This window comes from Nostoc sp. NMS9 (genome assembly GCF_017114995.1).
Classification (GTDB): Bacteria; Cyanobacteriota; Cyanobacteriia; order Cyanobacteriales; family Nostocaceae; genus Nostoc.
In genome coordinates this window covers 1-23,630 of record NZ_JABXKL010000066.1, presented here as the reverse complement: position 1 = coordinate 23,630, position 23,630 = coordinate 1, and the positions used below count along the sequence as shown (strand labels likewise).

Below are 23,630 nucleotides of genomic sequence, written 5' to 3'. Positions count from 1 at the left end.
GTTAAAACCTCGTTCCCGGTGTTTAGCTGGGAACGAGGTCAATTTTTGGATAAAAATTTTACACACAGAGAAGAAGAAAATTATCCCCTTTTCTTTTGACAGTGAATTTCAAATTAGTGAAGTACACAACGATTCGTCTCAAGTCCAGGTAATGCAGCCTGTTTTACTCCTGAATTCTGACTTCTGAATTCTGACTCCTGAATTCTGCTGTAACTTCCTTTACTTAACATGAGAGCGATCGCAATGGTAGGGATAAAGCCACTCACACTTGAAGAGTCCACGGGTATGTTTTTCAAAAAATGTTCCTGCATGGCGTCCAGGTGATATGTCGATCCCAGCTTTCGTTTTAATCTCATATAGCCAGGGAAAGGCTACTACTAAAATAGCTATGACAGTGAAGAAGTAAAAAAGCTTAGTTCTAATATTCAGAAATATTAGAGAATTGCTATTTTTATTTTGAGGCATAGAAATGAGAGAGAAACTAATAGCTTATACCATCGTAACCTAAAGCTGAAAATACCGCCGGAAACGCGGGTCAATATTATCTGTTTTCTGCTGATTACAGGTAAAACAGAGAGTTTGAAGATTGCTGATATCATTTTGACCCCCACGAGCGAGGGGAATAATATGATCGATGCTGAGGTTAGTTTCTACATTAGTTTTACCGCAGCTTCGGCATTGATATTGGTCGCGTTGAAAAACATATTTTTTTACTTCCGGCGGGATATGAATGCGGGGAGTTTTGCTCATCTGTTTTCTAGTTACTCAGAAATTCTTCCAAACTAAGTACATCTAACCAACTTGATTTTTGATGCGATTCATGAGATAAATCCATCAACAACTGAGAATAGATTCCTTCGCGTAGTGATGGTGTAATTTCCTGATTGCGGTCAATTCCTTGCACCCATTGGTCTACTACGCGGATAAATGCCGAAATGCGACCATCAGCATGATTTTTGGGAAAAATTAACCGATTCGGTATTTCTATTTCTGTTAGAGGTTTACCTGGCTGGGAACCCCAAACACGAAAACCATGTATATAATCTTTTTGATTTTCACTGCCCACAATTAATGTACCGCGATCGCCATATACTTCTACCCAATGCGTTCTTGCTGCATGAACCACCGCACTGATAGAAAGTTGACAAGGTATACCATTGGCTAATTCCAGGGTTAATATACAGTTGTCATCTGTATCTACTGGCTTCGATTCCCCACTAATCGGGTCAACTCGTGTAGGAATAGCAGTACTCAAATAGGCGTTTAATCTACGCACTGGCCCGAATAACCAGTGAATATAATCGAAGGCGTGAGAACCCAAAGATCCCAATGCACCGCCTCCTTTTTCTTTATCAGAATACCAATTCCAAGGGCGTGAAACATCAGCACGAGAAGAACCTAACCAATCAATTTTAATTAGGCGTAACTCACCCACATAGTTTTCTGACAATAATTCTGCAAACAACTGCCATGCTGGTACAAAGCGAAATTCAAAGTCTACAGTTGCAATCACGCTTTTTGCTTTAGCTAACTGATAAAGTTCTTTTGCTTCAAATACATTTAAAGTTGTCGGTTTTTCTAGTAATAAATGTTTTCCAGCTTGCAGTACAGTTTTTGCCATTTCATAGTGCAAAAATGGCGGTGTCGAAATGCTGACGGCTTGCACTTCTGGTAATGCCACAATATCTGCAAGTGAGTCGTAAGCGTGACGAATATTATGGGATTCTGCTATGGCTTTGGCTTTATTTATATCTCGGTGATAAACAGCAACTACCTCAGTGCCAGGATGTGCTTGGAATCCGGGTATGTGGACTTTTTGACCAAATCCAGTGCCTGCGATCGCAACTCCAATCATATAATTTTTATCCCCATATTTATGCAACTTATTCTTTGTTTAATATTCTTTGATAAATCATATCTAATATCTAGTTATATCAAACTTTTTAGACAATATTTTTCTTCCTGCTTGGCGGTTGCTATTAACTTTATAATATCTAGCGATCGCTTCTTTTGAATCTAGTATACTATCAGATAGGCTTATCGTAAAACTCTAATTGTAAAGGGGTAACGATAATGCTCACCATTGTAAGCTTTAATAGCGGCAAAAGTCACTACAAAAGATTGTAGTACCAGTTTGAAGAAAATTAATGATATAAGTATAATTAATAAGCTATTTAAAAAATTTTTTATTTCATTAAATGAACCATTATTAGTCACTGCCAAACTCAAGCTAGTTAATACTAAAACTAAGGATAGTATTATAACAATAAAAGTGTAAAAAGTTAAAGAAAGTTGAAAGTTTAATGACTCCTTTCCTTGTAAATCAATCCAGGGATATTGAGATTTTTTAAAGTGCCAAATTATGAGTGGAGGTAATATATTTAAAGGTAAATATAGAGGAATGCCAAGAAATACCAAAAAACACAATAATATCCATCCTACCAAAGCTGAGAAATGACACAACATCGCCCATATACGCATTTGTTGTTTAGGTTTTTCTTTCATGGCTTTTTATGTGTAGGTGGATTACTGAGATAATTCCCCATTGTAATTATCTATAAAAAAGCCAAACAAGAGTTTAAAATCTGAGTATTTTTCGGTCAGAATGCGTAGTCAAAGTGAGACAGGAGTCAGGCATTGGTGTCAACTTAACGTGAAAGCCAGCCTAGAACAAGCTTTTAGATATCGTCTCATTCCCAGTCGGAAACTGGGAATGCCGTCCTTGGGGCTGCCGCCTCCCTTGCTGGCAGGAGCAGCATTTCCAGCAAGAGGCTGGAAACGAGGTTTTAAAGGAGTTTCAGCTTAAGTTGACACTAATGAACATGTTGTGCCCCTACCCGTATACTTCATTTACCTGAAATACGCTGTAAGTGATTAATCTGACTTGATATGAAATGGACAAAAACTATTTCCATCAAGAAATTTTCTACGCTGTTTGATTTGCTTCCAACCAGGTAAGTAAATCCTCAATGACTGTAAAATCCAATAAAGCTTCGCCAAGTGCTTCTAATTGCTTTAGGGAAAGAGTTTGAATGCGTCCCCGAACCTCTTGTGGTAACTCTCCTACCCGTTTTTGTAGTAGCCGTAGGACGAGTGTTTGTCCTTGTTCCTGTTTTCCTCGCTCGTAACCAATGCGCTCGCCTGTAGTAATGTAGCTCATAGTCTGCTCCTGCTCAAATTGCTTAAACTCTTGCCAAAATTCTGCTTCCAAGGCTTTTGGTAAAATCATAACCCAATCAATAAATCGATAAAGGTTACGAATATCTTTTTCTTGCAATCCTAATTCATACAATCGACGAATCAAGCTAAATTTCCAAGCTTTACGTTCTCCTGGCTTTTTACTTGTTTGCTGCGTCTTCAAATGCGCCATTACGACAGTTGCAAATGGGTTGTCACTGGCTTCTAATTCTGTCCAATGATTTTGATAATCCAGCAGCTTGACGGTTCCAAATTCAAAGTTAAGCCTGGTATTGGGATAACTATAACTATATTGATTGGGTCGCCATTTCGAGTCTGTATCGCAAAAAATCGCCAAACTCATGGCAGGTTTCGCAAACCTGTCAAAAATTCGCAGGTTGTAAGAAAACATTCTTTCTGCAAAGGTATCTTCTGATTTTGCTTGGATTTCTACATGGATTAATAGCCAAGTTTCTTGTCCTTGAATTTGCCAGACTTTAACTAATTTATCTGCATATCTCCTACCAAGTTCTGCTTCACGGGCTATTTGTTAAAATTCCTTATCAAGAAATTCATGGGGACGTTCCCAATTAATTAGTTCTGCTGTTTGGGGAAAGAAAAATTGCATTGCTTGGGGAAAGTAAGCTTCTAAAATTTCTTTCCAGGGGCTATCATTATCTGCTCTTTCCAATTCCTCGTTCATTAATTGATTTCTATACCATCTAGTAATCCTAAATCATTTGCGAACAACAAGATACCCAACTTCTTAGAGAAGTCGAGTATCTGAGGCTGCGAATTCGAGTCGCCAGGGATTTTGTTAATTCTCAAACAACCGGAAACAATATGCTTCCTCAATTTTATCGCTGAATTTTTCCCTTTTAACTACAAGTATTTGCTGAAGCTGAGTTCATATTTCTTAAATCACCTGTAAATGTGGCTGTGTATTGATAAGGTGATGAACCAGTGCAATTCATGGAATTTGTATAAGTGTTACGGGGACTCCACCATGATTGAGCTTTCACAGTCAAATTTTCGCCATTCCATGATAGATAATTGACAAGTATAGAGTTAGTTTGTCCATTATCTGGCTTTTTAGAAGATAAAAATGTGGCGTAATTCACCTGGCCATTAGCTGGATTAATCCGAGCTATAACTGCGGCTTTTGGCCCGCCTCCACTACCATAGCTAGGCAACCACCGACCACTGGCAAAGCGGCGAAAATCATTACCTGCCTGAGTGCCTGTGGAAGAGTAAATGCCATATAAAACATCATCTCCATTCCAATACAATCCGTAACCTGTACCATCGTCATTTGTTGTTTCGTAATCATTACGACACCATGCTTTTATCCCATTATTGAAGCGGATAGTTACAGGGTTTTTGTTATTTGAGAGTTGCTGATAACCAACGTAAATTCTTGCTGTTCCATTAACTACTTTGGGGCCATTTTTAGCTGCGATTGTCGCTTCACTATCATTGCAAGTGAATGTCACAGCTTCACCGATCGATGTATTTATGGTTTCGGCTAAAACTGGAGCAGTTTTTTGGGTGAGAACTAAATCACCTACTAAAATTACAGACAAAGAAATGCCCGCAAAATACTTTTGTAATTTGCCAGAATAAATCATGTTATGAATCTGCCGAGACAAGGAACGGAAAACACCGTATCACTATAAACTCTAATCAGTATTTAGACAAGTAAAATGCTTGAAAATGCTATGGTGTAAGACTTTCAGTATTGCAAAATATTAGGCAGAACTACAAAATGTCCGATCTAATATGCATGACGATGCATGATACTAGCTGTATATAATTGTTGTTTATCAATGAGCATTAGTAAATATAAAAAATTGCAATAGGTTATGGTTTCCCATAACCTATTGCAGTAGTTGAGAAAATAATTTTAATCAGCAAAGTAGCCTTTGTTCGTTCCCTACATCCTTTGCAAGAAGATTGCTTTGGCTCTGTCTTATGCTTTTATCCGGGCTGTATTAGGTAGTTTTAGGATTTTCATCTGATGCTTGTTTAGCAGCAGTTTTCAGGCGGCTCAATCTGCTTTTGCGAACCCGTTCACTATCACGAACCCCACCCGCCATTTCATATTCGCTGCTATCTTTGCCATATTTAAAAGCAACCCCTCTTACCATCTTGTCTGTAAGATTACTTAGGGTTTTTTCCATCGCATCGATTTTAGTTTTGGAAGAATCAATTACAGTTAAAGCAGTGTTATAAGCATCAAGCGTAGTTCTTAGCTGCTCAATTGCTTGACTCAAGTTTTGCAAATCACAATCATCACCAAAACTCATATTTGAATCAATTGCTTTTAGTCCAGCGGATCTCAACTCAGCTTTTTCGAGAACACGGGATGTACGTTTTTTACGAGACATTAATATATTCCTTAGAGAGGTTTCTAAAGCTACTTTGCCTTACTAAAACTGTTTTTTGGTTCAGTAAAATTAGTGAATAATTATATTTGTCAAAAAAATCCAAACCAATCTGAGTAATTTCTCTTGATTTTCAGTTTTTAGCTCTTTTTCTTTGCAATTGCTTTAATGTTGATGAGAAATATTGCAATATTGATGAGGAATATTGCAATGTTAATGAGAAACATTTCAATGTTTATGAAGAACGTTGCAATGTTAATGAGAAACATTTCAATGTTTATGAAGAACGTTGCAATGTTGATGAGGAACATTGCAATCTTGATGAGAAATATTGCAATGTTGATGAAGAATATTGCAATGTTGATGCGAATAATAACCGACATCATCTATAGGTATATAGCGGTTCCCATTCAGATGCGGTACAACATTATATCGTGGGGTGTAGGGGCTGTCTATACCCATTGGTGTCAACTTAAGAAGATAAAGCCCAAATTTGTTGGGTGTAAGCGTCAATCTCAACAAGGGTGACGCTTACGCCTTGCTTTAACTATGATTACGGCATCTGTGCAAAAATCCCAAAAGCCTCTTTCCCCCTGCTCTCAGTAAGAACTGCGTAACCACAATGCAGCCATTGTCATCAAAAATAGGTTGGTGGTGCTGTATCTGCCCCTAATTGTTCCCATTTGGACGCTGAATAATTGTCTCCAACACTCGCCGCTTGGCTTTGGGATCGATACCTACTAAGCGCACATACTCACCACTATATTCTGTCAAAGTTGCCTCCAAATTTGAGATGGCATCAGACTCGGCATCAATGTGGCTATGAACACAAGTTTGCCAAGAACCTGTGCGGAAGCGGCGCTCATCTACGTGTTCAATACTAATTTTGTAACCTTGAGATAATAATTCCCTAATTTGAGCTTGTGTATCTAGAGTCAAATGTGGACTGGATGCTTCCTGTTTTTGGAATCCATTAGTTTTTGCTTCTTGAGTTGCACCATTGCTTGACGGCTGACTAATTGGTTTCACAACAGCAGGTGGTGCAGATTGAGAATTTCTACCTCGATTGAGTCGATTGTAATCATCAACTAAATGGGAACTTTCCACCCGTTTTTGTTCACCAACGAGGAAGTTACCAGACTCGATTAAGTGAGACAGCTTGAAATCTGGCTTTTTAAACTCTGGTGGCCCTTCAAGGCTGTTAACCACATTCAAAGATATCTGCTCAAAACCTACTTTATGGATGTAGTTGCGGATTTGTTCGTCATAAATGCGCGATCGCAAAGCGCTAAAAAAGTCAATGGACTGATTGACAAAAGTATCAACTAGCTGTTCAATTTCCTTCTGTGAGAGTCCATCCGCTTCAAAAATCCCCTTGACAATCCCCACCTTATCGTCTCTGTCTGGTTCCCAGTAAAATTTCTCCATCCGTCCATCCCGAATTAACGGTGCATAGAGGGTGGAAAAATCATTACCTGTGACAATAATCGGCACACGATGTAAAGGTGTGGAATCATAGCTTCCCGGCAACTGCACATCTGTGGGATTATCAGCAATATTCATCAGTGTGGCATTCACCAACTGCGTGTTTACAGTATATTGAGTCCCTTCGTCAAAGCGTCCAGCACCAGCATCTAAATCGTTAATCATTAGTACACACATTTTGCCGCGTACTTTGATCAGTTCTGCTGTTTCTCGATAGCGCAACCGAATCAACCGCGCTGGATCTCCAGCATCTGGACTTTCTAATTCGCCGCCAGATACGTGAGTCACCTCGATACCCATTTTCTCGAAGACTAATTGACATTGAAATGTTTTGCCTTCTCCTTTGCGTCCATGAATACCCAATATCACGGGAACTCGCACACCAGGAAGCTTCAGGAAATTTTTGGTGATGTGGACAGCAAGTTTGTCCAAAAAGCGGGGAGCGATGTAGTAACCCATGAGTTTATGTGATGAAAAATTAACACTTCTAAGGTTAATGTTAAGTTTTTTTTGGGGATAGCGATCGCTTTTCTTTCAGACAAGCTTGTGCTTGTTTATTTGTTGGGTTGATTGTCTGTTGCCAAAGTTGAACAGGCTCCCAAGCATGGAAGGAGTGAAAACTGCTGTTATTTGGTAGTGCCAAAGATTTAATTACAATATCAAATGACTTTGATAAGCCATTAGAATAATTCCAGGATTACTTACAGCAGATTGCAAGTTAATGAAGTACAAAAATATCCCTCCCTAACCCTCCCCGTATGTATTGGGGAGGGAACTAGATTGAGAATTTACCCTCAATCCATCGAGGGGATTAAGGGGGGTAAAGGATGTACTTCATTTAGATGCAAAATGCTCTAAATTAATCTATTTTTTTAGAATACAGCGTGTTTGAAAACACGTCCTAATATTGCATATCGCTACAGTTAATGGAAATCGTTTATATCTACTACGTCTGATTACCCAAAATTTCTTTTAAAGCAGACAACGCCTCTTCTGTTAATGTATTTGGGTTGTTAGGATCGTTAGTCACTTGAATACCGCGCTTTTCAAGAGCAGCAATAATCTCAGGGCTTAGTCGTGAAACAGGAGGCGTTGCGCCACCGTATACACTTTTCAATACCTCATCATCTGTTACTTCCTCAATAAACATAACTAGAGCTTGATTTAAATCGACGTTATCTTTGATTTTGTTTTTAGTCATAAATCACGTCCCAATTACGTATTTTTAACTAGTTATTGAATGCATACTTAATCTATCACCTCGAAAAAGTAGAAATCAAGGGTTTATACAAAATATCCTACTTTTCCTACTTTTTTGATTAATACAATTAGGCAAGGGCTGAGGACGCGATCGCACTTGCTAGCAGTGTGCCAGTTAGAAAATGTTCAGCCCAGCGCTGTCGGTGGCTTTTCATATTATGGCAAAATCGATTGGAAAAAACGTTGAGAGTGTAGTCTCAACGTTACAATTGGCCCAATACTTTATTTGCACTTGTTGTGGTTTAACATCACTTTTTATTTAATTTGACTTCTGTAATGGTGATGGATACTTATAATATGGGAATTAAAAATTTAACTATGGAAATACAACCGATACAAGTAATTGGAGGTGGACTAGCTGGGACAGAAGCAGCTTGGCAAATAGCGCAAGCTGGAGTGCCAGTAATTCTGCATGAAATGCGTCCAAAGCGATTTAGTCCTGCTCATCATACAGAACATTTAGCAGAATTAGTGTGTAGTAATTCCTTTGGGGCAATGGCAAGCGATCGCGCGGCGGGATTATTGCACGAAGAGTTACGCCAACTGGGTTCTATCATCATCTCAAAAGCTGATGAACACGCCGTACCTGCGGGTGGGGCGCTAGCTGTAGACAGGGGACAATTTGGCCAAGATTTAACTGAAACTTTAGCGAGTCATCCTTTAGTTGAATTCCGCCGGGGTGAAGTGTCTGCGATTCCTGAAGGGATTGTGGTTTTGGCAACCGGGCCTTTAACCAGTCCTGATTTGGCAGAAGATTTGCAACGCTTTACAGGGATGGAATACCTAAGCTTTTTTGATGCAGCTAGTCCGATTATCGTGGGAGAATCGATTAATCGTGACATTGCTTTTATGGCATCACGTTATGACAAAGGTGAAGCCGCTTATCTCAACTGCCCAATGAATAAAGAGCAGTACTTGCACTTTCGAGAAGAACTCTGTAAAGCTGAACAAACAGAACTCAAGGGTTTTGAACGGGAAACGGCGAAATTTTTTGAAGCTTGTTTACCCATAGAAGAACTAGCACAGAGGGGAGAAGATACCATGCGCTACGGCCCCCTGAAGCCAGTGGGATTGTCAGATACTCGCACAGGGGAACGCCCTTATGCTGTGGTGCAGTTACGACAAGAAGATAAAGCTGGTCAACTGTGGAACATGGTAGGATTTCAAACTAATCTGCGTTGGGGTGAGCAAAAGCGAATCTTTCAGTTAATTCCAAGTTTGGAAAAAGCAGAGTTTGTCAGGCTGGGAGTAATGCACCGCAACACTTTTATTAATGCTCCCCAATTAATGCATCCTACCTTGCAATTTAAAGAGCGTCCGACATTATTAGCCGCTGGACAATTGATTGGTACTGAAGGTTACACTGCTGCGGCTGCGGGTGGCTGCTTGGCGGGAATTAATGCAGCGCGATTAGCTTTGGGTAAAGAAGCTTTGGTTTTACCACCAACAACAATGATGGGTGCGTTATTAGAATTTATTAGTTCCGCTTCACCGAAGCATTTCCAACCAATGCCGCCTAACTTTGGGATTTTTCCCGATTTAGGAGTGAAAATCAAAAGTAAACCAGAACGTTATGGACGTTACCGCGATCGCTCTTTAAGTGATTTGGCAAATTGGAAAGCTAATCATAATTAATGGGCATGGGGCATGGGGCATTGGGCATTGGGCATGGATTATTCTTCTTATCCCCCTTGTCCCCTTGTCCCCACTCCCCAATCTCCAATCCCTATTCTTTAATAGTGACTAATCCATGTATGCCTAGTGCTGTAATTACACCTCCCAATAATCCCCAGGTACCATCGGCAAATACGTTGATGCGATGAATGTAGGTGCGATGATAGGCATACTCTAACTGTCTATCATTTACTTTTCCAACCTGTACCAGGTTTTCTACATACTTTTCAGCTTTGATCAGTGCTGCATAATCGAGATTAAACCAATACAACGATACTCCCACCACTGCCAAACCCGGAAAAACCAAGGTAATTAAGAGAATTGCTATACGTGCGTTCATACATCTCACCCACTCACATATCTGCTCAATGCTGACACAGATAGAATCTTTGTGTTACAACTTGGCAGACCAATTTGATACATAGTGTTGGAGTGGGTGAATCAAATTTTGGGAATAATCCTCATAGTGTTTGAAAGTATTGTTTTAGTTAGGCTCGCACTATGAGAGGGCGATTTCTAGAAAAAAAGCAGATTTATTGCTGTTTATCTATTGCATTTTGCTGTATTTTGTGGATTTGTTTGGCATTAATTCCAGCCCACGCAACGTCTACAGGGTCTATTGATACTCTGCGACAGCAGCAGCAACAAATGAACCAGCAGCGTCAGAGTGTGGTTAACGATCGCGATCGCTTAACTAATCTCCAACAAGAGGCTCAAAAACACCTCACTGGTTTAAAGCAAAATCTGCAAACTACAGATAGCTATCTTCAAGAGAGCGAATCACGATTACAACTCTCTACCCAACGCCTCCAGCAGTTAGAAGCTGATTTAGATGTGGCAGAACGTTCATATCAGGAGCGGCAAATAGCAACAGTAGCACGATTGCGTTACCTCCAGCGATCGCCTGCTTTTGCTGGATGGGCAGTTTTGCTCGAAAGTGAAAATCTCAGCGACTTTTTCAGCCGTCGTCATCAGTTGAAGTTAGTGTTTCAGGCAGACGAACAAATTTTGCTAAAACTCAACGCCCAAGCAAACTCAATAGATAAACAAAAAACGGAAGTAGAACAGCAAAAAAACGAAATTGGCTTGATTCGTGAGCAACTATTAGCACAAAAAGCCGATTATCAAACCCAGGCGCAATCACAATCAGAATTGATTCAACGCCTAAATAGCGATCGCCTCGCCTTAGAAGCCGCACAAAATCAGCTAGAAAGGGAATCCAAAAATCTGGAAGTCTTGATTCAACAAAAGGTAGCAGAAGCCCAAGGAAAAACCAACAGCCGGACAAGTATCATCATTCGGGGAACTGGTGTAATGGCATATCCTAGCGATGCTGCTACTAGCAGTCCCTTCGGCTGGCGGATACACCCTATTCTTGGCTATCGTCGCTTTCATGCCGGGTTGGATTTTGCCGCCAGCTATGGCAGTAAAATTCGGGCAGCCGATTCGGGAACAGTAATTTTTGCTGGGTGGTATGGTGGTTATGGCAGAGCGGTAATTATCGATCACGGTAATGGCATAACTACACTCTACGGTCATACCAGCGAGTTGTATGTTTCTGAGGGACAAGCAGTTGAACGCGGACAAGCGATCGCTGCTGTCGGTTCCACAGGTTTTTCAACTGGCCCCCATCTCCACTTTGAAGTTCGTCGGAATGGTACACCCGTAGATCCAGCTAATTATCTTTAAGGCTGCGAATTTTATCACAGACGTGCTATAATATGGAAGATTAAGGGCGCGTAGCTCAGTGGATAGAGCAACAGATTCCGGTTCTGTGGGTCGGGGGTTCAAATCCCTCCGCGCTCGTTATGTACATTAACTAATTATTTGTCACTGTTAACAGATTAATGTCAATTTTAACAAAATATTGTCACTGTTAACAAATTAGTGACTACTAGAACACCGATTCATTAATAAAACATAAGACCGATCAACCCTGTTTTAATGTCTTTTACAACCAAATATTCCTTGTTGCAACCTAACGAAACCTGGTTTTTTCGTTATGATTACGATTACTGAATCGGTGTTCTAGGCAGTCTGGATACCCTATATCAAAGATTAACTGCTATAGTCACAATACCAGTCTAACAAGGACGTAACTGGATTCGCTTTCAACCCACCCTTTTCTAAAAAGCTTTTGTTATAAATTCGTAAACTGATATCAACACCTTTCAACCCGCCTCTAGCTGGGAGGGGTGTTGAAACTCTGCGCTTCAAACCCTTGATTTACCATAGTTATGAAGGCATTTTTGTCACGTCTCCCAAAATCACCTGTCACTTAATACTTAAAAAAGTAAATCAACTGACACATTAAAGGCTATAAACCTTATTAAACAAGCGATTTAAAGTTTTGGCAGGAGTCCCAGGGAAATCGCCCCTGCTTTACCATGCCAAAAAATAATTAAGGTGGGTTGATTTTTGTTCAGCTTTGGCTTGAACCTCACTTTGAACTTGTTCTCGCATATCGCCCAACTTAGGGAGGACAATACTACCAGCTTTATATGTTTGTGCGATCGCTAGAATTTCTTTAGCTATCAATCTGTCTACATACTGCCCTAACTCTGATTCTCCCAATTGATTTGGTGCAGCAAGCGTTTGAGCTATTTGGCGTTGATGAGATAAGAAGTGTTTTTGTTGTCGCTGTCTATTAAGCAGTCTGTAATAGTTATGCCTATTATCGGTGAGACTGGAATAGGGCGTAGTATTTATTACTCAAAGCCAAATTTGATGGAACTGGCAGCAATGTTATATTTTTTATCTATGGGGCTAAATTTTGATGTTGCTAATACTACGCTTAAAACATTGAAAGACAGGGAACCAGAATTATTTGAATCTGGTAAAGGTACGCGGTGGATGCTCCAACGAGACAATCACAAGCGATCGCTCGAACTTGTAGAGTTTGAATTAGACCAAGCGATGCCTAACGGCAAGCCGCTTTGCGTCTACGCCCAAATCAAAGCAGGCCAACCTGTAATTCCAGTATGGTTAGATACCATATACGAGCGTATAGCTAGCAAATTGAAAGATTAGACTTCAGCAATTTGGAAGTGGGTTAGAGTGTCTCTCAACAAGAGATATACTGGCAAAGCATTAGTGTCGCAATCTCAGCATCTACTATGGGCAAACTCACGCTGCCGCAACTAGAACGTCATCTTTTTTCTGCTGCGGATATTCTGCGGGGAAAAATGGATGCTTCGGACTTCAAAGAATACATCTTCGGGATGCTTTTTTTAAAACGCGCCTCGGATGTATTTGAGCCGCAGTATGAGCAGATTTTGCAGCAGAATTTGCAAAGGGGACGGACACAAGAAGAAGCAAACATGAGGGCAGAAAGGCCCATCAGTTACCAAGAAACTTTTTTTGTACCAGAAAAAGCGCGGTGGGCATATATTCGTGATCAGCTACATAAAAACGTCGGACAAGGGCTAAATGATGCTTTGACGGCATTTGAGGAAAGTAACGAAGCCCTGACAGGTGTATTAAAACATATTGATTTTAATCGTCAAGCTGGTAAAAATCGGATTCCTGATGTCAAGTTGCGCGAAGAGTTTTATTAAAAACGATCAATTAGAGGCGGTGATTGGCTTACCACCCAATTTGTTTTATGGCACTGGTATCCCCGCCTGTATTTTGGTGATGTGTCCACAAGGGGCGAAACCTGTTGAACGCCAGGGAAAAGTTTTGTTTATTAATGCTGATGCTGAATATTATGCAGGTCGCGCTCAAAATTATTTGCGTCCTGAGCATATTGAAAAGATTTCCTGGGTGTTTGAAAATTTTCTGTCTTTACCAGGATATTCAGCAGTAGTAACTAAAGAAGAATTAAGAGATAACGATTACAACTGCAATATCCGTCGCTATGCTGACAACGCGCCACCACCAGAACCGCACGATGTACGGGCGCATTTGTTGGGGGGAATTCCTAAAGTAGAGGTAGAGGCTAAATCTTCCCTATTAGCAGCGCATGGGTTTGATGCAACTAGGATTTTTGTGGAGCGCAATTAATTATGACTGTAACCTTACAATTACCTCCTAATCTGCAATTTAGTGATGAGGAATTTGCACAAATTGTAGCCGTGAATAAAGAATTACGACTAGAGCTAAGTGCTGAAGGGGAATTAATTATCATGTCACCTACTGGGGGAGAAACAGGAAACCGTAATTTTGATTTATTAGGTCAGATATGGTTTTGGAGCAATCAAAATAATTTGGGAAAAGCTTTTGATTCTTCTACTGGGTTTAAACTGCCAAATGGAGCAACTCGTTCACCTGATGCTTCTTGGGTAAGGATAGAAAGATGGGATGCTCTTACCCCAGAGCAAAGAAAGAAATTTATCCCTTTGTGTCCTGATTTTGCAGTGGAATTAGTTTCTGAAACTGATGATGTGGAAGATACTAAAGCCAAAATGGCGGAATACTTAGCAAATGGCTTACAACTAGGTTGGTTAATTAATCCTAAAGATCAACAAGTAATCATTTATCGCCCAAATCTTGCACCGGACGTTTTACAATTTCCCACAAGTTTATCGGGTGAAGATGTTCTCCCTGGTTTAGTTTTAAATTTACAGCAGATTTTTACATAGATGACTGATTATTTTGATTTTATTTCTCCAATCACAGAACGTTCTCAAATTAAAAGTTTTATAGAATCTGATGCTGGTGTTCAGCAGCAAGAAGGCAAACTTTATAATGTGTTTGCTGCTTGGTGGCAAATACACTCTAGGAGTTTGGGTGACTTGCCTAAAACTAAAAAGGTGATGGAACTCCGCGCTGAGTTTTTTAGTTCTTTTGTGGATAGTTTGCAACCTGTGGGATTACTTGACCGCTTTAAAGTGGCGGGTGTGGTTGCTAGTTGGTGGAATGAACAGAGGTATGAACTGAGAACTTTATCAGAGTCAGATTTTGGTGGTTTAGTTGATAGTTGGGTAGATACAATTAAAGATGCTTTAGAACAAGATGATGACGAGAAGAAAAAGCAGGCAAAATTTGACCCTCTAAATCATAAATTAGTTGGGCGGTTGATGCCGGATTATTTACAAGACATTGCTGAGGCTGAGGCGAAGATTGCGGAATTAGAACAGCAAAAGTCAGCTTTTGAGCAGGGAGATGAAGCTGAGGCGGATGTTGAAGAAGGTGAAGAATCAGAAGCGGTTAATATTGTCAAGGATTTAGAGACAGACCTTAAGTATATAAAAAATTTGATACAAGAGCCGAAGAAGGAATTCAAGATTTTAAAGAAGACACCTTTATTTAATAAGGATAAAATTGCTGAACTTGAGGCTTTTATTGAAGAGAATGAAGCGGAAATTGCCCAAATAGAAGCCCAACTAAAACCCTATAAGGAAATTGTTAAGCAGTTGAAGGAAGCAAAGGCAGAATTAAAGACATTAAAGAATGAATTGGTGAAGCGTTTGTCAGCTGCGCGGGCTGCGTTGACTGATGAAGATTGTCATGAGTTAGTGTTAGCGATTTTCAAAGATGGGTTAATTGCTGAATTAGAGCGATATGTTACCGCGCACCGTCAGCAGGTGATTGCGGCGGTAGAGAATTGGTGGGATAAGTATCGGGTGACGTTGCAGGATATTGAGACGGAACGGGATGCGGCGGCGAAGAAGTTGAATGAGTTTTTACAGGGGTTGGGGTATGTTTAATATTTGAAGTAGGGTGTGTTATGCCGTAGGCTAACGTACTACCAGCAATTTAAGGTGCGTTACGCTAAAGTAATAACTTGCGTAAATGTTTTTTATCTCACGTAGAGAAAGAGTTAAAATCAATTTCAAGTCTGGTATATGCTTTATATAGTATTGATAGGATTAATAGTTGATGAAAGTTAAAGTGACCGAACAAGGTGTAGTGATTCCTAAAGAGTTGCTAGAGGGAGTTCAAGAGGTAGAAATTCGCAAGGAAAATAATTTAATTGTAGTAATAACAACTATTAAAAGCGATCCAATTTTTGAGATGGGGATGAACCCTGTATCTTGTGGTATTCCTGATGCTTCTGAACAGGCTGATCCTTATATTTACGGTTCTGGTGAATGACTACTGTTTTTTTAGATACGAGTTATATCATTGCCTTGGAAACATCTGATGATATTAATCACGATGTAACATTAAAACATTGGCAAATTTTTATTCAGGAATTACCTAGACTGGTAACTACATCTTATATTTTTGATGAGATAGTCACTTTTTTTAATAGTCGAAATCGTCATGCTAAAGCTGTTGAAGTTGGTAATCGCTTGCTAAGTAGCCCATCAGTTCAGTTTATTCATGTTGATGAAGTGCTGTTTTTTGATGGGTGGCGATTATTCCAGCAGTATGATGATAAGTCTTATTCGCTAACTGATTGTGTTTCGTTTGTGGTAATGAAACAGTTGGGAATTCGTACAGCTTTAAGTTTTGACAAGCATTTTGTTCAGGCTGGTTTTGAAAAGCTACCCTGAAAGCTGATTAAATGAGCTTTTGCAGGGGTTGGGGTATGCGTGAGGTTTTGGTTAAATATGAGGAGTTTAAGGATTCGCCTGTTGGGAGAATTCCGAAGGATTGGAATGTTGCATTTTTAGAGGATGTAGCTGAAATTGTTATGGGTCAATCCCCTCCTGGCCACACATACAATCAAGTTGGCAGAGGTATGCCTCTAATTAATGGCCCAGTTGAATTTGGTGACCGTTTTCCTTCAAAGCTTCAATGGACTAATACGCCCACCAAATTGTGTAAGCCTAAAGATATTCTCTTTTGTGTTCGTGGTAGTACCACAGGTAGAATTAACATTGCGAATGATACCTTTTGTATTGGACGTGGTGTTGCAGCAATTTGTGGTAAGGAAGGTATAGCGATTACTGGTTTTGTCGAACTTCTTTTAAGACGGCTAGCTGAAGTCATTCTTTCTGAAGCTAGAGGTAGTGGCTCAACATTTCCCAGTGTTAATTCAACACGTTTAGCTGAAACACTTCTTCTATTACCGCCCTTTGAAGAACAAAAAAAAATTGCTGAAATTTTGGATACGGTGGATGAAGCGATCGCACGCACATCTTCCCTTATTATAAAACTTAAACAAACCAAAGCCGGACTACTGCAAGACTTGCTCACACGCGGGTTAGATGAGGATGGCAAATTGAGAGATCCACATGCGCATCCTGAACAGTTCAAAGATTCCCCACTGGGACAAATTCCGAGATATTGGGATATTGAACGACTCGAAAGCTTTGCAGAATTCATTACCAGTGGTTCAAGAGGATGGGCTGCTTATTATTCTGACGAAGGTGCGATGTTTATTAGAATTGGCAACCTGACCCGTGAACATTTGAACTTAAAACTAAATAATATTGCTTATGTCAAGCTACCAGCTAGTATTGAAGGAGCAAGAGCAAGAGTTCAAGCTGGTGATCTTCTCATTTCAGCTACTGCTGATTTAGGGATTATTGGTGTCATACCTAGTAGTTTTGAAGAAGCTTATGTTAATCAACATATTGCACTTATAAGACTTGATCAAAACCGAATTAATTCTTGGTGGGTTGGTAACTACTTATCAGGAGAGCTAGGTCAAAAAAAGTTTTATCAGCTAAATGACATTGGTGCTAAATCTGGGCTAAATCTACAAACTATAGGAGCATTACTAATTGTAGTACCACCAATTCAAGAACAAGAAAAAATTGTAAAAATCATTAATACCTACAACGTGCGTATCTGCACAGAAGAAGCCTACCTTAACAAGCTCAAACTCCACAAACAAGGACTGATGCAAGACTTATTAACTGGCAAAGTGCGCGTGAAAAATCTCTAGACATCAACTTTTATTAGTAACCTTATAACTAGCAGTTACCTTCTGTTGAGGTTCTAAACTTTTATCTCGATTTTGAAACTCATCTAACAACCGATAGAAACTATTAAAACCCTCTTGTTCACTCCCACAGTGGAGCATAATAATCTTTGCCCAAGAGTTAGAAGTTGAGACATGATATTTTTTCTGCACCCAAGGCTGAAACTCTTGATAAAAATCCATTTCCTCCTCAGTTGCTTTAACTTCTAATTCTCTTAAAGCAGTTTTAAAACCAACTAAAAAATGAAACAGATCGCTAACAGAAGCACGCCCGATATACATTCCTGGCTTAGATTTAATTTTTTGCAATATTTCAAATAATTTGCTCATCTTAATTTTTTCCTCCCAGCTACTAATATTTCAATTCTAAAGCTCATCTAAATAGTCAATCAGAAACGGCATAACAAGCCGATGCAATGGCATAACACCCCGATGCAATGGCATAACAAGCCGATGCGTTAACAATAAAACTGATTTCGCAGGTAAAAGTAAGTTTTATTACAGCGATCGCCTCAAATTTATGATTGTGCGGTTACTCTGGATTTGAATATATCGCCCTCAATTGCTGTAATTTACCCCAAATACTGCCTCTATGCCCCAACCAACACCTGAGTATATTCATGTAGAACTGCCCATCATTCAACAACTCACAAGTATGGGATGGCAATATATAGAAGGCAGTTGGGACAATCCCGCAATTACCGAACGCGAAAACTTTAAGCAAGTTCTACTGATACAACGCCTCAAAGCCGCCATCAAACGCATCAACTTAGATGACAACGGCAATCCTTGGCTAGATGATATCCAAGTTCAAACCGCAGTGAGTCAGTTAGAACGCTTGGGCGCAAACAGATTAATGGAAGCCAATCAAGCCGCTACAGAATTGCTACTTAAAGGTACTACTGTTTTAAGACAAGACGGTAAACAGCATACGGTACATTTTATTGAATTTGATCCTGAAAATCTTCACCGCAACAATTTTTTAGCCATCAATCAATACCGAGTAGACCCGCCTTGGGCAACTGGTAATCGGGGGTTTATCGTCCCAGACATGGTACTACTTGTTAACGGCATTCCTCTAGTAGTGATTGAATGTAAAAGTCCCAATTTAGATAACCCGATAACTGAAGCAATTCAAGACTTATTGAAATATTCCAACCAACGGGGTAGCAGTCAACCAGAAGGCGCAGAAAAATTATTCCACTACAATCTGCTGATGATAGCAGCCTCTAGAGGACGGGCAACAGCCGGAACCATCAGCGCAAATTATGAACATTATGTTGATTGGAAAGATACCATTCCCAGCCCCCAAGCGGAAATTGCTGCACAATTAGGCGTTTCTGAATTGAATTTTCGCCAAACCCTCATCGCTGGGATGTTGAAACCAGCTAATTTGATCGACATCTTTCATAATTTCACTCTATTTAAAACCAGTGGCGGACGCACTATCAAAATTGTCCCCCGTTACCAGCAATATCGGGCAGTTTATAAAGCACTGCACCGACTTCAACACAATCAAACCCGCGCCGAACATGGCACAGATGACCAACGCGGTGGCATTATCTGGCATACCCAAGGTTCAGGTAAAAGCCTGACAATGGTTTACCTAATTCGGAAAATTCGCACTATCCCAGAATTACGCCGCTTTAAAGTTGTTGTTGTCACCGACCGCCGAGATTTAGAAAAACAACTTGCAGATACCGCCGTCCTCACTGGGGAACCATTGCAAAAGGCTAAAAATGTCAAAAAGCTAGAAAAATACTTGCAACAACCAGGCGCTGGCTTAGTCTTCGGAATGATTCAGAAATTTAAAAGTGGGGAGGATTCTGATGAAGAAGCAGAAATAGAACCAATTCCGAAAAACCTCAATCCTTCGGAAAATATCTTAGTGCTAATTGACGAAGCACACCGTTCTCACGCCAAAACCCTGCACACCAATTTATTAGAAGCCTTACCTAATTGTGTCCGTATCGGCTTTACTGGTACACCGATTGTCAAAGCTGCCAAAAAAACCACGCTGCAAATTTTTGGTTCATTTATCGACGAATACAATATCCGCCAATCCCAAGAAGATAAAGTCACTTTGCCGATTGTCTACGAAGGATTAGAAGCTAGAGGTACTGTAACCCAAGGTGATGACCTCGACAAACTTTTTGAAATTATCTTTGCTGATAAAATCCCAGAAGAACGGGCGCAAATTAAAGCTAAGTACGCAACTAAAACCCAAGTTGGCGAAGCGCGGGAATTAATTAAAGCCAAAGCTAAAAGTATGCTGCATCATTATATTGAGTGCATTTTAGCAGGAGGCTTTAAGGCGTAAGTAGTCGCCTGTACCCGTCTCGCCGCCGTCCGTTACCAAGAGGCGTTTGTGGAAGCGCAACGGAAACTAGTACAGCAGCTAGAACACCGCGCACCCCTTCTGCAAAGTCTCGATACGGAGATTTTAGAATCGCTTGATGCCGAAACTCGTTTTTTTGCTCAAGCACTCCCACATCTTGAAATCATACGCAAACTAGAATTTGCTGCTATCATCTCTGGTGATAAAGGAGATGACGGTAGTTGGAAAAAGTGGACAGATAAAAGTCAACAGGAAATTAATATTGAGAAATTTAAAAAATCTTTAGACGAAGATAGTTTAGCAATTTTAATTGTAAAAAATATGCTGCTAACAGGTTTTGATGCACCGTTAGAACAAGTTTTATATTTAGACAGGTCACTAAAAGAATACGAATTGCTGCAAGCGATCGCTCGTGTTAACCGAGTGTATGATGATAAAAAAACAGAAGGATTAGTGGTCGATTATTACGGTGTTGATATCGCTGCTGCACTCTCGGTTTACGAAAATGTAGATACAGAATTAGCTTGGTTTGATGTTCGTGCAGAATTGCCTAAATTACGCGACAAACATCAGCAAGTTATTGCCATATTCACTCGAAATAATTGCACAATTGATGATGTAGATGCTTGTGTAGAGTTGCTCAGAGATGAACGCCTGAGAGTTGAATTTAACGACTGTTTCCAAGACTTTCTCAACACTCTCGATACAATACTGCCGCGTTCAGAAGCACGTCAGCCCTATAATTTTGTTCGAGATGCCAAAAAACTTGGCTTTATTAAAAAAGCTGTTGCTGACCTCTACAGAGATGAAAAACTTAACATCGTTAGCGCCAAAGAGAAAGTTAGAGCATTAATAGACCAATATATTGAATCGCAAGGTATTGACCCAAAAGTGCCACCGATTGATATCATGTCACTGGATTTTAAAACCCATGTCCAGCGCCATCGCTCAATTAAAGCACAAGCCGCAGAAATGGAATTCGCCGCTCGTCACCATATCAGCGTAAATTATGAAGAAGACCCAGTTTACTACAAAAATTTAAGTGAAAAACTCACAAAAATTCTGGAATCTTTAGCTGATAACTGGGAAGCAAAAGTTGAGGCGTTGCGAAAGTATATAGAACAAATCCAAACTGGTCGTACTACAGATGAGACTGGATTAGATCCCAAAACTCAAATGCCATTTCTCAACATTTTAGGTGAATATTCCCAAAAAGAACTCCCCGAACTTGCTCAAGCAACTGTAGAAATTGTCAAACATATCCGCCAAGAAATACGACGAATAAATTGGGGTAGCCAGATAGTCCAAGAGGATTTAAGAAGGTGGATAGCAGGGTACTTGGATGACCATGATTTAGTGAGTTACAACCAACTCGAAGAAGTTGCGGATAAATTAGTCCAACTAGCTAGGAGAAATCGTGATAATTTAATGGCATGACAAGCATCACCTTTGGCGACCTGAATTTTGAAATTCGCCACAGTTCCAAACGCCGCACCGTAGGTATTACCGTCGAACGTGACGGTAAATTAGTCTTAGCTTCTCCCCCAGAAGTACCAATAGATACATTAGAAAGAATTGTCAGCGAGAAACGTTACTGGATTTACAGTAAACTTTTAAAAAAAGAGTCATTAAATCCACCAGCTAGCGTTAAAGAATACGTATCAGGCGAAGGTTTTTATTATCTAGGACGCAGCTATCGCCTGAAAGTAGTAGATGGAGTTCAACAACAGCCATCTCTGAGACTATATCAAAGCCGCTTTGAGTTACAACGCCCAGCAAAAGTTCAAGGTCGAGAACACTTTATTAAGTGGTATCAGAAACACCTTCAGCCAATTGTAGAACAACAAATTGCCACACTGATTAGACGAGTTTCTACTTCGCCTCGTTCAGTACAAGTACGTGAGTTAGGGAATCGTTGGGGTTCTTGCGGACACAAAGGGGATTTATATTTTCACTGGCGAGTAGCAATGCTACCACGAACGATGATTGAGTATTTGGCAGTTCATGAATTAGTGCATCTAATTGAACCGGATCACAGCACTGCATTTTGGCATAGGGTGGAGCGTATTGTGCCAGATTATCTTGAGCGAAAGCAGTGGTTAGCTGAGAATGGGGCAATTTATAACCTTTAGAAAAATAATTAAGAGCGATCGTATTTAGACAAAGTTGAAAGAATGTATCAAACTTCTACAAATTTTTGGTAATTTTCCATCTCTGTAAATCTCATAAAACACCTCTGGCAATGTCCATCTATCCACAACGCTGGAATTTTAAACCTTCCACCGCAGTTAGGACATTCTGAAAGTAAATGTAATTTATGGCGATGTCTGCGACGGGCTTCGCCTACGCATCCCTTAGTCGCCTTAAACTGCCATTCAATTTTGTGGCAAGGCGAGTCAGCATAACAAGCAGCACATAATCGAATTGGTTCAAGATTCATCTCTACCCTAGCAGGTGCTAACATCTCCTCTAAGCTATCAGCGTCAACTCCCACCACAGTAGCTAAAGCCTCCAACTGCTGCCGAGAAGCAGGAGGATTAAACCGAAACTTTTCCCATCGGGCGATCGCTTGAGCTTCTTGTAAAGTCATTTTTACCACCCGTAATCTTCACGCATTTGTTCGTAATCAAAAACTTCCGGCATCTCTGGCTCAGGTTCGCTATCAATAGATACTGCCTCTACTGATTCCTCTGGCTCAACAGGTATAAGTTGTTTAGATTTTTTGACCTCAGCCTGTTCTACTTTTTGACGCTCTTTTTTAGTTTTCTTTTGAGTTTGGAATGTTTCGCGTTCCCTAACTTCAGCCAAAATTGAGCGATTGCTCACAGCTTTACCCGCTTCTCTGACCTTACGGCTGCTAGCTTTTGCTTCATCTAGAGATAGTTTTTCTGTCTCCAAATCTTGAGCATAAGCACGAGCAATAAATACCTCTTTATCCCCTTCTATGCGATAAACCAAAATCGTTGTGATGTCTCTGGGGTCATATCGCAATACAACACTTTCCCCCGCATAACCCGCTAAGAGTTCACCTCTATACATCAAGTTTTCAAATTGCAGATATCCCCCACGTTGAATTTATCGCCGTGTTTGCTTCATTAAGCAAATATCCAAATCCCTCTCGGAAAGTAAATCGGGTGCTGCGATTAAACCAGATTCCCAGCGTTGAAATCTTGTCTGGTCGCCCATTCGAGCATCAAGTCGCTGGTTATAGTTATCAACGATGTAACGCACTAACATTTGCTCTAACTGCCGCAACGTTAAGCAAGCTTCTTTCTCCGCTTCCTCTGGTCGCTCTTGAACGTTTGAACCTGTATATCCTTGTAAAGTTGAGAATAATTCTGTATTTAGAGTTTTAAACGGACGCTCAACACTACCACCTTCAGATGGGCGATCGCGTAAATGACAAACAAACCCTAACTGCACTCCTATTTGCTGTAAGGGACTTGCAAGAAAATAAGATCCCAATCAAACTGGAGTAATCGTGATATCCCAT

29 protein-coding genes, 1 tRNA gene and 2 pseudogenes are annotated in these 23,630 nt (G+C 40.2%); 15 read left to right on the top strand and 17 right to left on the bottom strand.

Going from position 1 to position 23,630, the window contains the following annotated elements:
- Positions 1-113: 113 nt before the first annotated feature.
- The 5 genes from HWQ40_RS19440 to HWQ40_RS19420 all read right to left on the bottom strand — a co-directional run bounded on the left by HWQ40_RS19440 (position 114) and on the right by HWQ40_RS19420 (position 2,505).
- Positions 114-281, bottom strand: coding sequence for a hypothetical protein (locus HWQ40_RS19440; protein WP_292780841.1), 168 nt, complete (start codon positions 279-281; stop codon positions 114-116).
- Positions 220-465, bottom strand: a complete 246-nt coding sequence (locus HWQ40_RS19435; RefSeq protein ID WP_292780577.1) for a hypothetical protein — start codon at positions 463-465, stop codon at positions 220-222. Before HWQ40_RS19435 ends, HWQ40_RS19440 begins: the two co-directional genes overlap by 62 nt.
- Positions 466-504: 39 nt before the next feature.
- On the bottom strand, positions 505-750 hold the full coding sequence (locus HWQ40_RS19430; RefSeq protein ID WP_292780575.1) for an HNH endonuclease: 246 nt from the start codon (positions 748-750) through the stop codon (positions 505-507).
- Positions 751-757: 7 nt separating this feature from the next.
- Positions 758-1,855 carry a Gfo/Idh/MocA family oxidoreductase gene (locus tag HWQ40_RS19425; protein ID WP_292780574.1) on the bottom strand — a complete coding sequence of 366 codons (1,098 nt, stop codon included), beginning with the start codon at positions 1,853-1,855 and terminating at the stop codon, positions 758-760.
- 182 nt (positions 1,856-2,037) lie between these two features.
- On the bottom strand, positions 2,038-2,505 hold the full coding sequence (locus tag HWQ40_RS19420) for a DUF4870 domain-containing protein (protein ID WP_292780572.1): 468 nt from the start codon (positions 2,503-2,505) through the stop codon (positions 2,038-2,040).
- 100 nt (positions 2,506-2,605) lie between these two features.
- On the opposite strand from HWQ40_RS19420, the gene HWQ40_RS19415 reads away from it, so the two are divergent.
- Positions 2,606-2,806, top strand: coding sequence for a hypothetical protein (locus HWQ40_RS19415; RefSeq protein WP_292780571.1), 201 nt, complete (start codon positions 2,606-2,608; stop codon positions 2,804-2,806).
- A gap of 120 nt (positions 2,807-2,926) precedes the next feature.
- On the opposite strand, the pseudogene HWQ40_RS19410 reads toward HWQ40_RS19415, so the two are convergent.
- The 6 genes and pseudogenes from HWQ40_RS19410 to HWQ40_RS19385 form a co-directional block, all read right to left on the bottom strand.
- A pseudogene (locus tag HWQ40_RS19410) lies at positions 2,927-3,880 on the bottom strand (DUF4351 domain-containing protein).
- A 175-nt stretch (positions 3,881-4,055) separates the two neighbouring features.
- On the bottom strand, positions 4,056-4,805 hold the full coding sequence (locus tag HWQ40_RS19405) for a hypothetical protein (protein WP_292780568.1): 750 nt from the start codon (positions 4,803-4,805) through the stop codon (positions 4,056-4,058).
- A gap of 363 nt (positions 4,806-5,168) precedes the next feature.
- Positions 5,169-5,564 (bottom strand): hypothetical protein, encoded by a 396-nt coding sequence (locus tag HWQ40_RS19400; protein ID WP_292780565.1) that lies wholly within the window; start codon positions 5,562-5,564, stop codon positions 5,169-5,171.
- 666 nt (positions 5,565-6,230) lie between these two features.
- Complete coding sequence (locus HWQ40_RS19395; RefSeq protein ID WP_292780563.1) at positions 6,231-7,505, bottom strand: ribulose bisphosphate carboxylase small subunit; 1,275 nt, start codon at positions 7,503-7,505, stop codon at positions 6,231-6,233.
- A 40-nt stretch (positions 7,506-7,545) separates the two neighbouring features.
- On the bottom strand, positions 7,546-7,689 hold the full coding sequence (locus tag HWQ40_RS19390) for a hypothetical protein (protein WP_292780561.1): 144 nt from the start codon (positions 7,687-7,689) through the stop codon (positions 7,546-7,548).
- A gap of 303 nt (positions 7,690-7,992) precedes the next feature.
- Positions 7,993-8,247: a hypothetical protein gene (locus tag HWQ40_RS19385; RefSeq protein ID WP_292780559.1), complete on the bottom strand. Its 255-nt coding sequence runs from the start codon at positions 8,245-8,247 to the stop codon at positions 7,993-7,995.
- A 377-nt stretch (positions 8,248-8,624) separates the two neighbouring features.
- Between HWQ40_RS19385 and trmFO the strand changes: the two genes are divergently transcribed.
- Positions 8,625-9,941: an FADH(2)-oxidizing methylenetetrahydrofolate--tRNA-(uracil(54)-C(5))-methyltransferase TrmFO gene (gene trmFO, locus HWQ40_RS19380; protein WP_292780556.1), complete on the top strand. Its 1,317-nt coding sequence runs from the start codon at positions 8,625-8,627 to the stop codon at positions 9,939-9,941.
- A 91-nt stretch (positions 9,942-10,032) separates the two neighbouring features.
- Here trmFO and HWQ40_RS19375 read toward each other — a convergent pair whose 3' ends face one another.
- Positions 10,033-10,320 (bottom strand): hypothetical protein, encoded by a 288-nt coding sequence (locus tag HWQ40_RS19375; protein ID WP_292780553.1) that lies wholly within the window; start codon positions 10,318-10,320, stop codon positions 10,033-10,035.
- A 161-nt stretch (positions 10,321-10,481) separates the two neighbouring features.
- On the opposite strand from HWQ40_RS19375, the gene HWQ40_RS19370 reads away from it, so the two are divergent.
- Positions 10,482-11,669 (top strand): murein hydrolase activator EnvC, encoded by a 1,188-nt coding sequence (locus HWQ40_RS19370; RefSeq protein WP_292780551.1) that lies wholly within the window; start codon positions 10,482-10,484, stop codon positions 11,667-11,669.
- 44 nt (positions 11,670-11,713) lie between these two features.
- Positions 11,714-11,786, top strand: a tRNA-Arg gene (locus HWQ40_RS19365).
- A 609-nt stretch (positions 11,787-12,395) separates the two neighbouring features.
- Here the strand turns inward: HWQ40_RS19365 and HWQ40_RS19360 are convergent.
- Positions 12,396-12,641: pseudogene (locus tag HWQ40_RS19360) on the bottom strand (hypothetical protein); the annotation flags it as partial.
- Between HWQ40_RS19360 and HWQ40_RS19355 the strand changes: the two are divergent.
- The 8 genes from HWQ40_RS19355 to HWQ40_RS19320 all read left to right on the top strand — a co-directional run bounded on the left by HWQ40_RS19355 (position 12,612) and on the right by HWQ40_RS19320 (position 17,763).
- Positions 12,612-13,010: a MerR family transcriptional regulator gene (locus tag HWQ40_RS19355; RefSeq protein ID WP_292780548.1), complete on the top strand. Its 399-nt coding sequence runs from the start codon at positions 12,612-12,614 to the stop codon at positions 13,008-13,010. The pseudogene HWQ40_RS19360 and the gene HWQ40_RS19355 overlap by 30 nt on opposite strands.
- A gap of 86 nt (positions 13,011-13,096) precedes the next feature.
- The gene (locus HWQ40_RS19350; RefSeq protein ID WP_292780545.1) at positions 13,097-13,537 is read left to right on the top strand and encodes a type I restriction-modification system subunit M N-terminal domain-containing protein; all 441 of its coding nucleotides are present in this window, start codon (positions 13,097-13,099) and stop codon (positions 13,535-13,537) included.
- Positions 13,509-13,985 (top strand): N-6 DNA methylase, encoded by a 477-nt coding sequence (locus HWQ40_RS19345; protein WP_292780542.1) that lies wholly within the window; start codon positions 13,509-13,511, stop codon positions 13,983-13,985. Before HWQ40_RS19350 ends, HWQ40_RS19345 begins: the two co-directional genes overlap by 29 nt.
- Positions 13,985-14,563 (top strand): Uma2 family endonuclease, encoded by a 579-nt coding sequence (locus HWQ40_RS19340; RefSeq protein WP_292780832.1) that lies wholly within the window; start codon positions 13,985-13,987, stop codon positions 14,561-14,563. The genes HWQ40_RS19345 and HWQ40_RS19340 overlap by 1 nt, the downstream gene beginning before the upstream one ends.
- Entirely contained in the window at positions 14,564-15,631 is a 1,068-nt protein-coding gene (locus tag HWQ40_RS19335; RefSeq protein WP_292780540.1) for a hypothetical protein, read from the top strand.
- Between the two features lie 172 nt (positions 15,632-15,803).
- Positions 15,804-16,019, top strand: a complete 216-nt coding sequence (locus HWQ40_RS19330) for a hypothetical protein (protein WP_292780539.1) — start codon at positions 15,804-15,806, stop codon at positions 16,017-16,019.
- Positions 16,016-16,423 carry a PIN domain-containing protein gene (locus tag HWQ40_RS19325; protein WP_292780538.1) on the top strand — a complete coding sequence of 136 codons (408 nt, stop codon included), beginning with the start codon at positions 16,016-16,018 and terminating at the stop codon, positions 16,421-16,423. Before HWQ40_RS19330 ends, HWQ40_RS19325 begins: the two co-directional genes overlap by 4 nt.
- Before the next feature lie 35 nt (positions 16,424-16,458).
- Positions 16,459-17,763 carry a restriction endonuclease subunit S gene (locus HWQ40_RS19320; RefSeq protein WP_292780537.1) on the top strand — a complete coding sequence of 435 codons (1,305 nt, stop codon included), beginning with the start codon at positions 16,459-16,461 and terminating at the stop codon, positions 17,761-17,763.
- A gap of 3 nt (positions 17,764-17,766) precedes the next feature.
- Here the strand turns inward: HWQ40_RS19320 and HWQ40_RS19315 are convergent, their stop codons facing one another.
- Positions 17,767-18,129, bottom strand: coding sequence for a hypothetical protein (locus HWQ40_RS19315; protein WP_292780536.1), 363 nt, complete (start codon positions 18,127-18,129; stop codon positions 17,767-17,769).
- Between the two features lie 262 nt (positions 18,130-18,391).
- On the opposite strand from HWQ40_RS19315, the gene HWQ40_RS19310 reads away from it, so the two are divergent.
- The 3 genes from HWQ40_RS19310 to HWQ40_RS19300 are packed head-to-tail and all read left to right on the top strand — an operon-like array spanning position 18,392 to position 22,269.
- Entirely contained in the window at positions 18,392-20,119 is a 1,728-nt protein-coding gene (locus tag HWQ40_RS19310) for an HsdR family type I site-specific deoxyribonuclease (RefSeq protein WP_292780533.1), read from the top strand.
- A gap of 48 nt (positions 20,120-20,167) precedes the next feature.
- Entirely contained in the window at positions 20,168-21,574 is a 1,407-nt protein-coding gene (locus tag HWQ40_RS19305) for a hypothetical protein (RefSeq protein ID WP_292780530.1), read from the top strand.
- Positions 21,571-22,269 carry a SprT family zinc-dependent metalloprotease gene (locus tag HWQ40_RS19300; RefSeq protein WP_292780528.1) on the top strand — a complete coding sequence of 233 codons (699 nt, stop codon included), beginning with the start codon at positions 21,571-21,573 and terminating at the stop codon, positions 22,267-22,269. The genes HWQ40_RS19305 and HWQ40_RS19300 overlap by 4 nt, the downstream gene beginning before the upstream one ends.
- Positions 22,270-22,316: 47 nt before the next feature.
- Here the strand turns inward: HWQ40_RS19300 and HWQ40_RS19295 are convergent, their stop codons facing one another.
- Genes HWQ40_RS19295 through HWQ40_RS19285 form a run of 3 tightly spaced genes read right to left on the bottom strand, consistent with a single transcriptional unit; the run spans position 22,317 to position 23,560 of the window.
- Complete coding sequence (locus HWQ40_RS19295; RefSeq protein ID WP_292780526.1) at positions 22,317-22,727, bottom strand: hypothetical protein; 411 nt, start codon at positions 22,725-22,727, stop codon at positions 22,317-22,319.
- A 2-nt stretch (positions 22,728-22,729) separates the two neighbouring features.
- Complete coding sequence (locus HWQ40_RS19290) at positions 22,730-23,212, bottom strand: Mu transposase C-terminal domain-containing protein (RefSeq protein ID WP_292780829.1); 483 nt, start codon at positions 23,210-23,212, stop codon at positions 22,730-22,732.
- Positions 23,213-23,560 carry a hypothetical protein gene (locus tag HWQ40_RS19285; protein ID WP_292780524.1) on the bottom strand — a complete coding sequence of 116 codons (348 nt, stop codon included), beginning with the start codon at positions 23,558-23,560 and terminating at the stop codon, positions 23,213-23,215.
- Positions 23,561-23,630 lie beyond the last annotated feature (70 nt).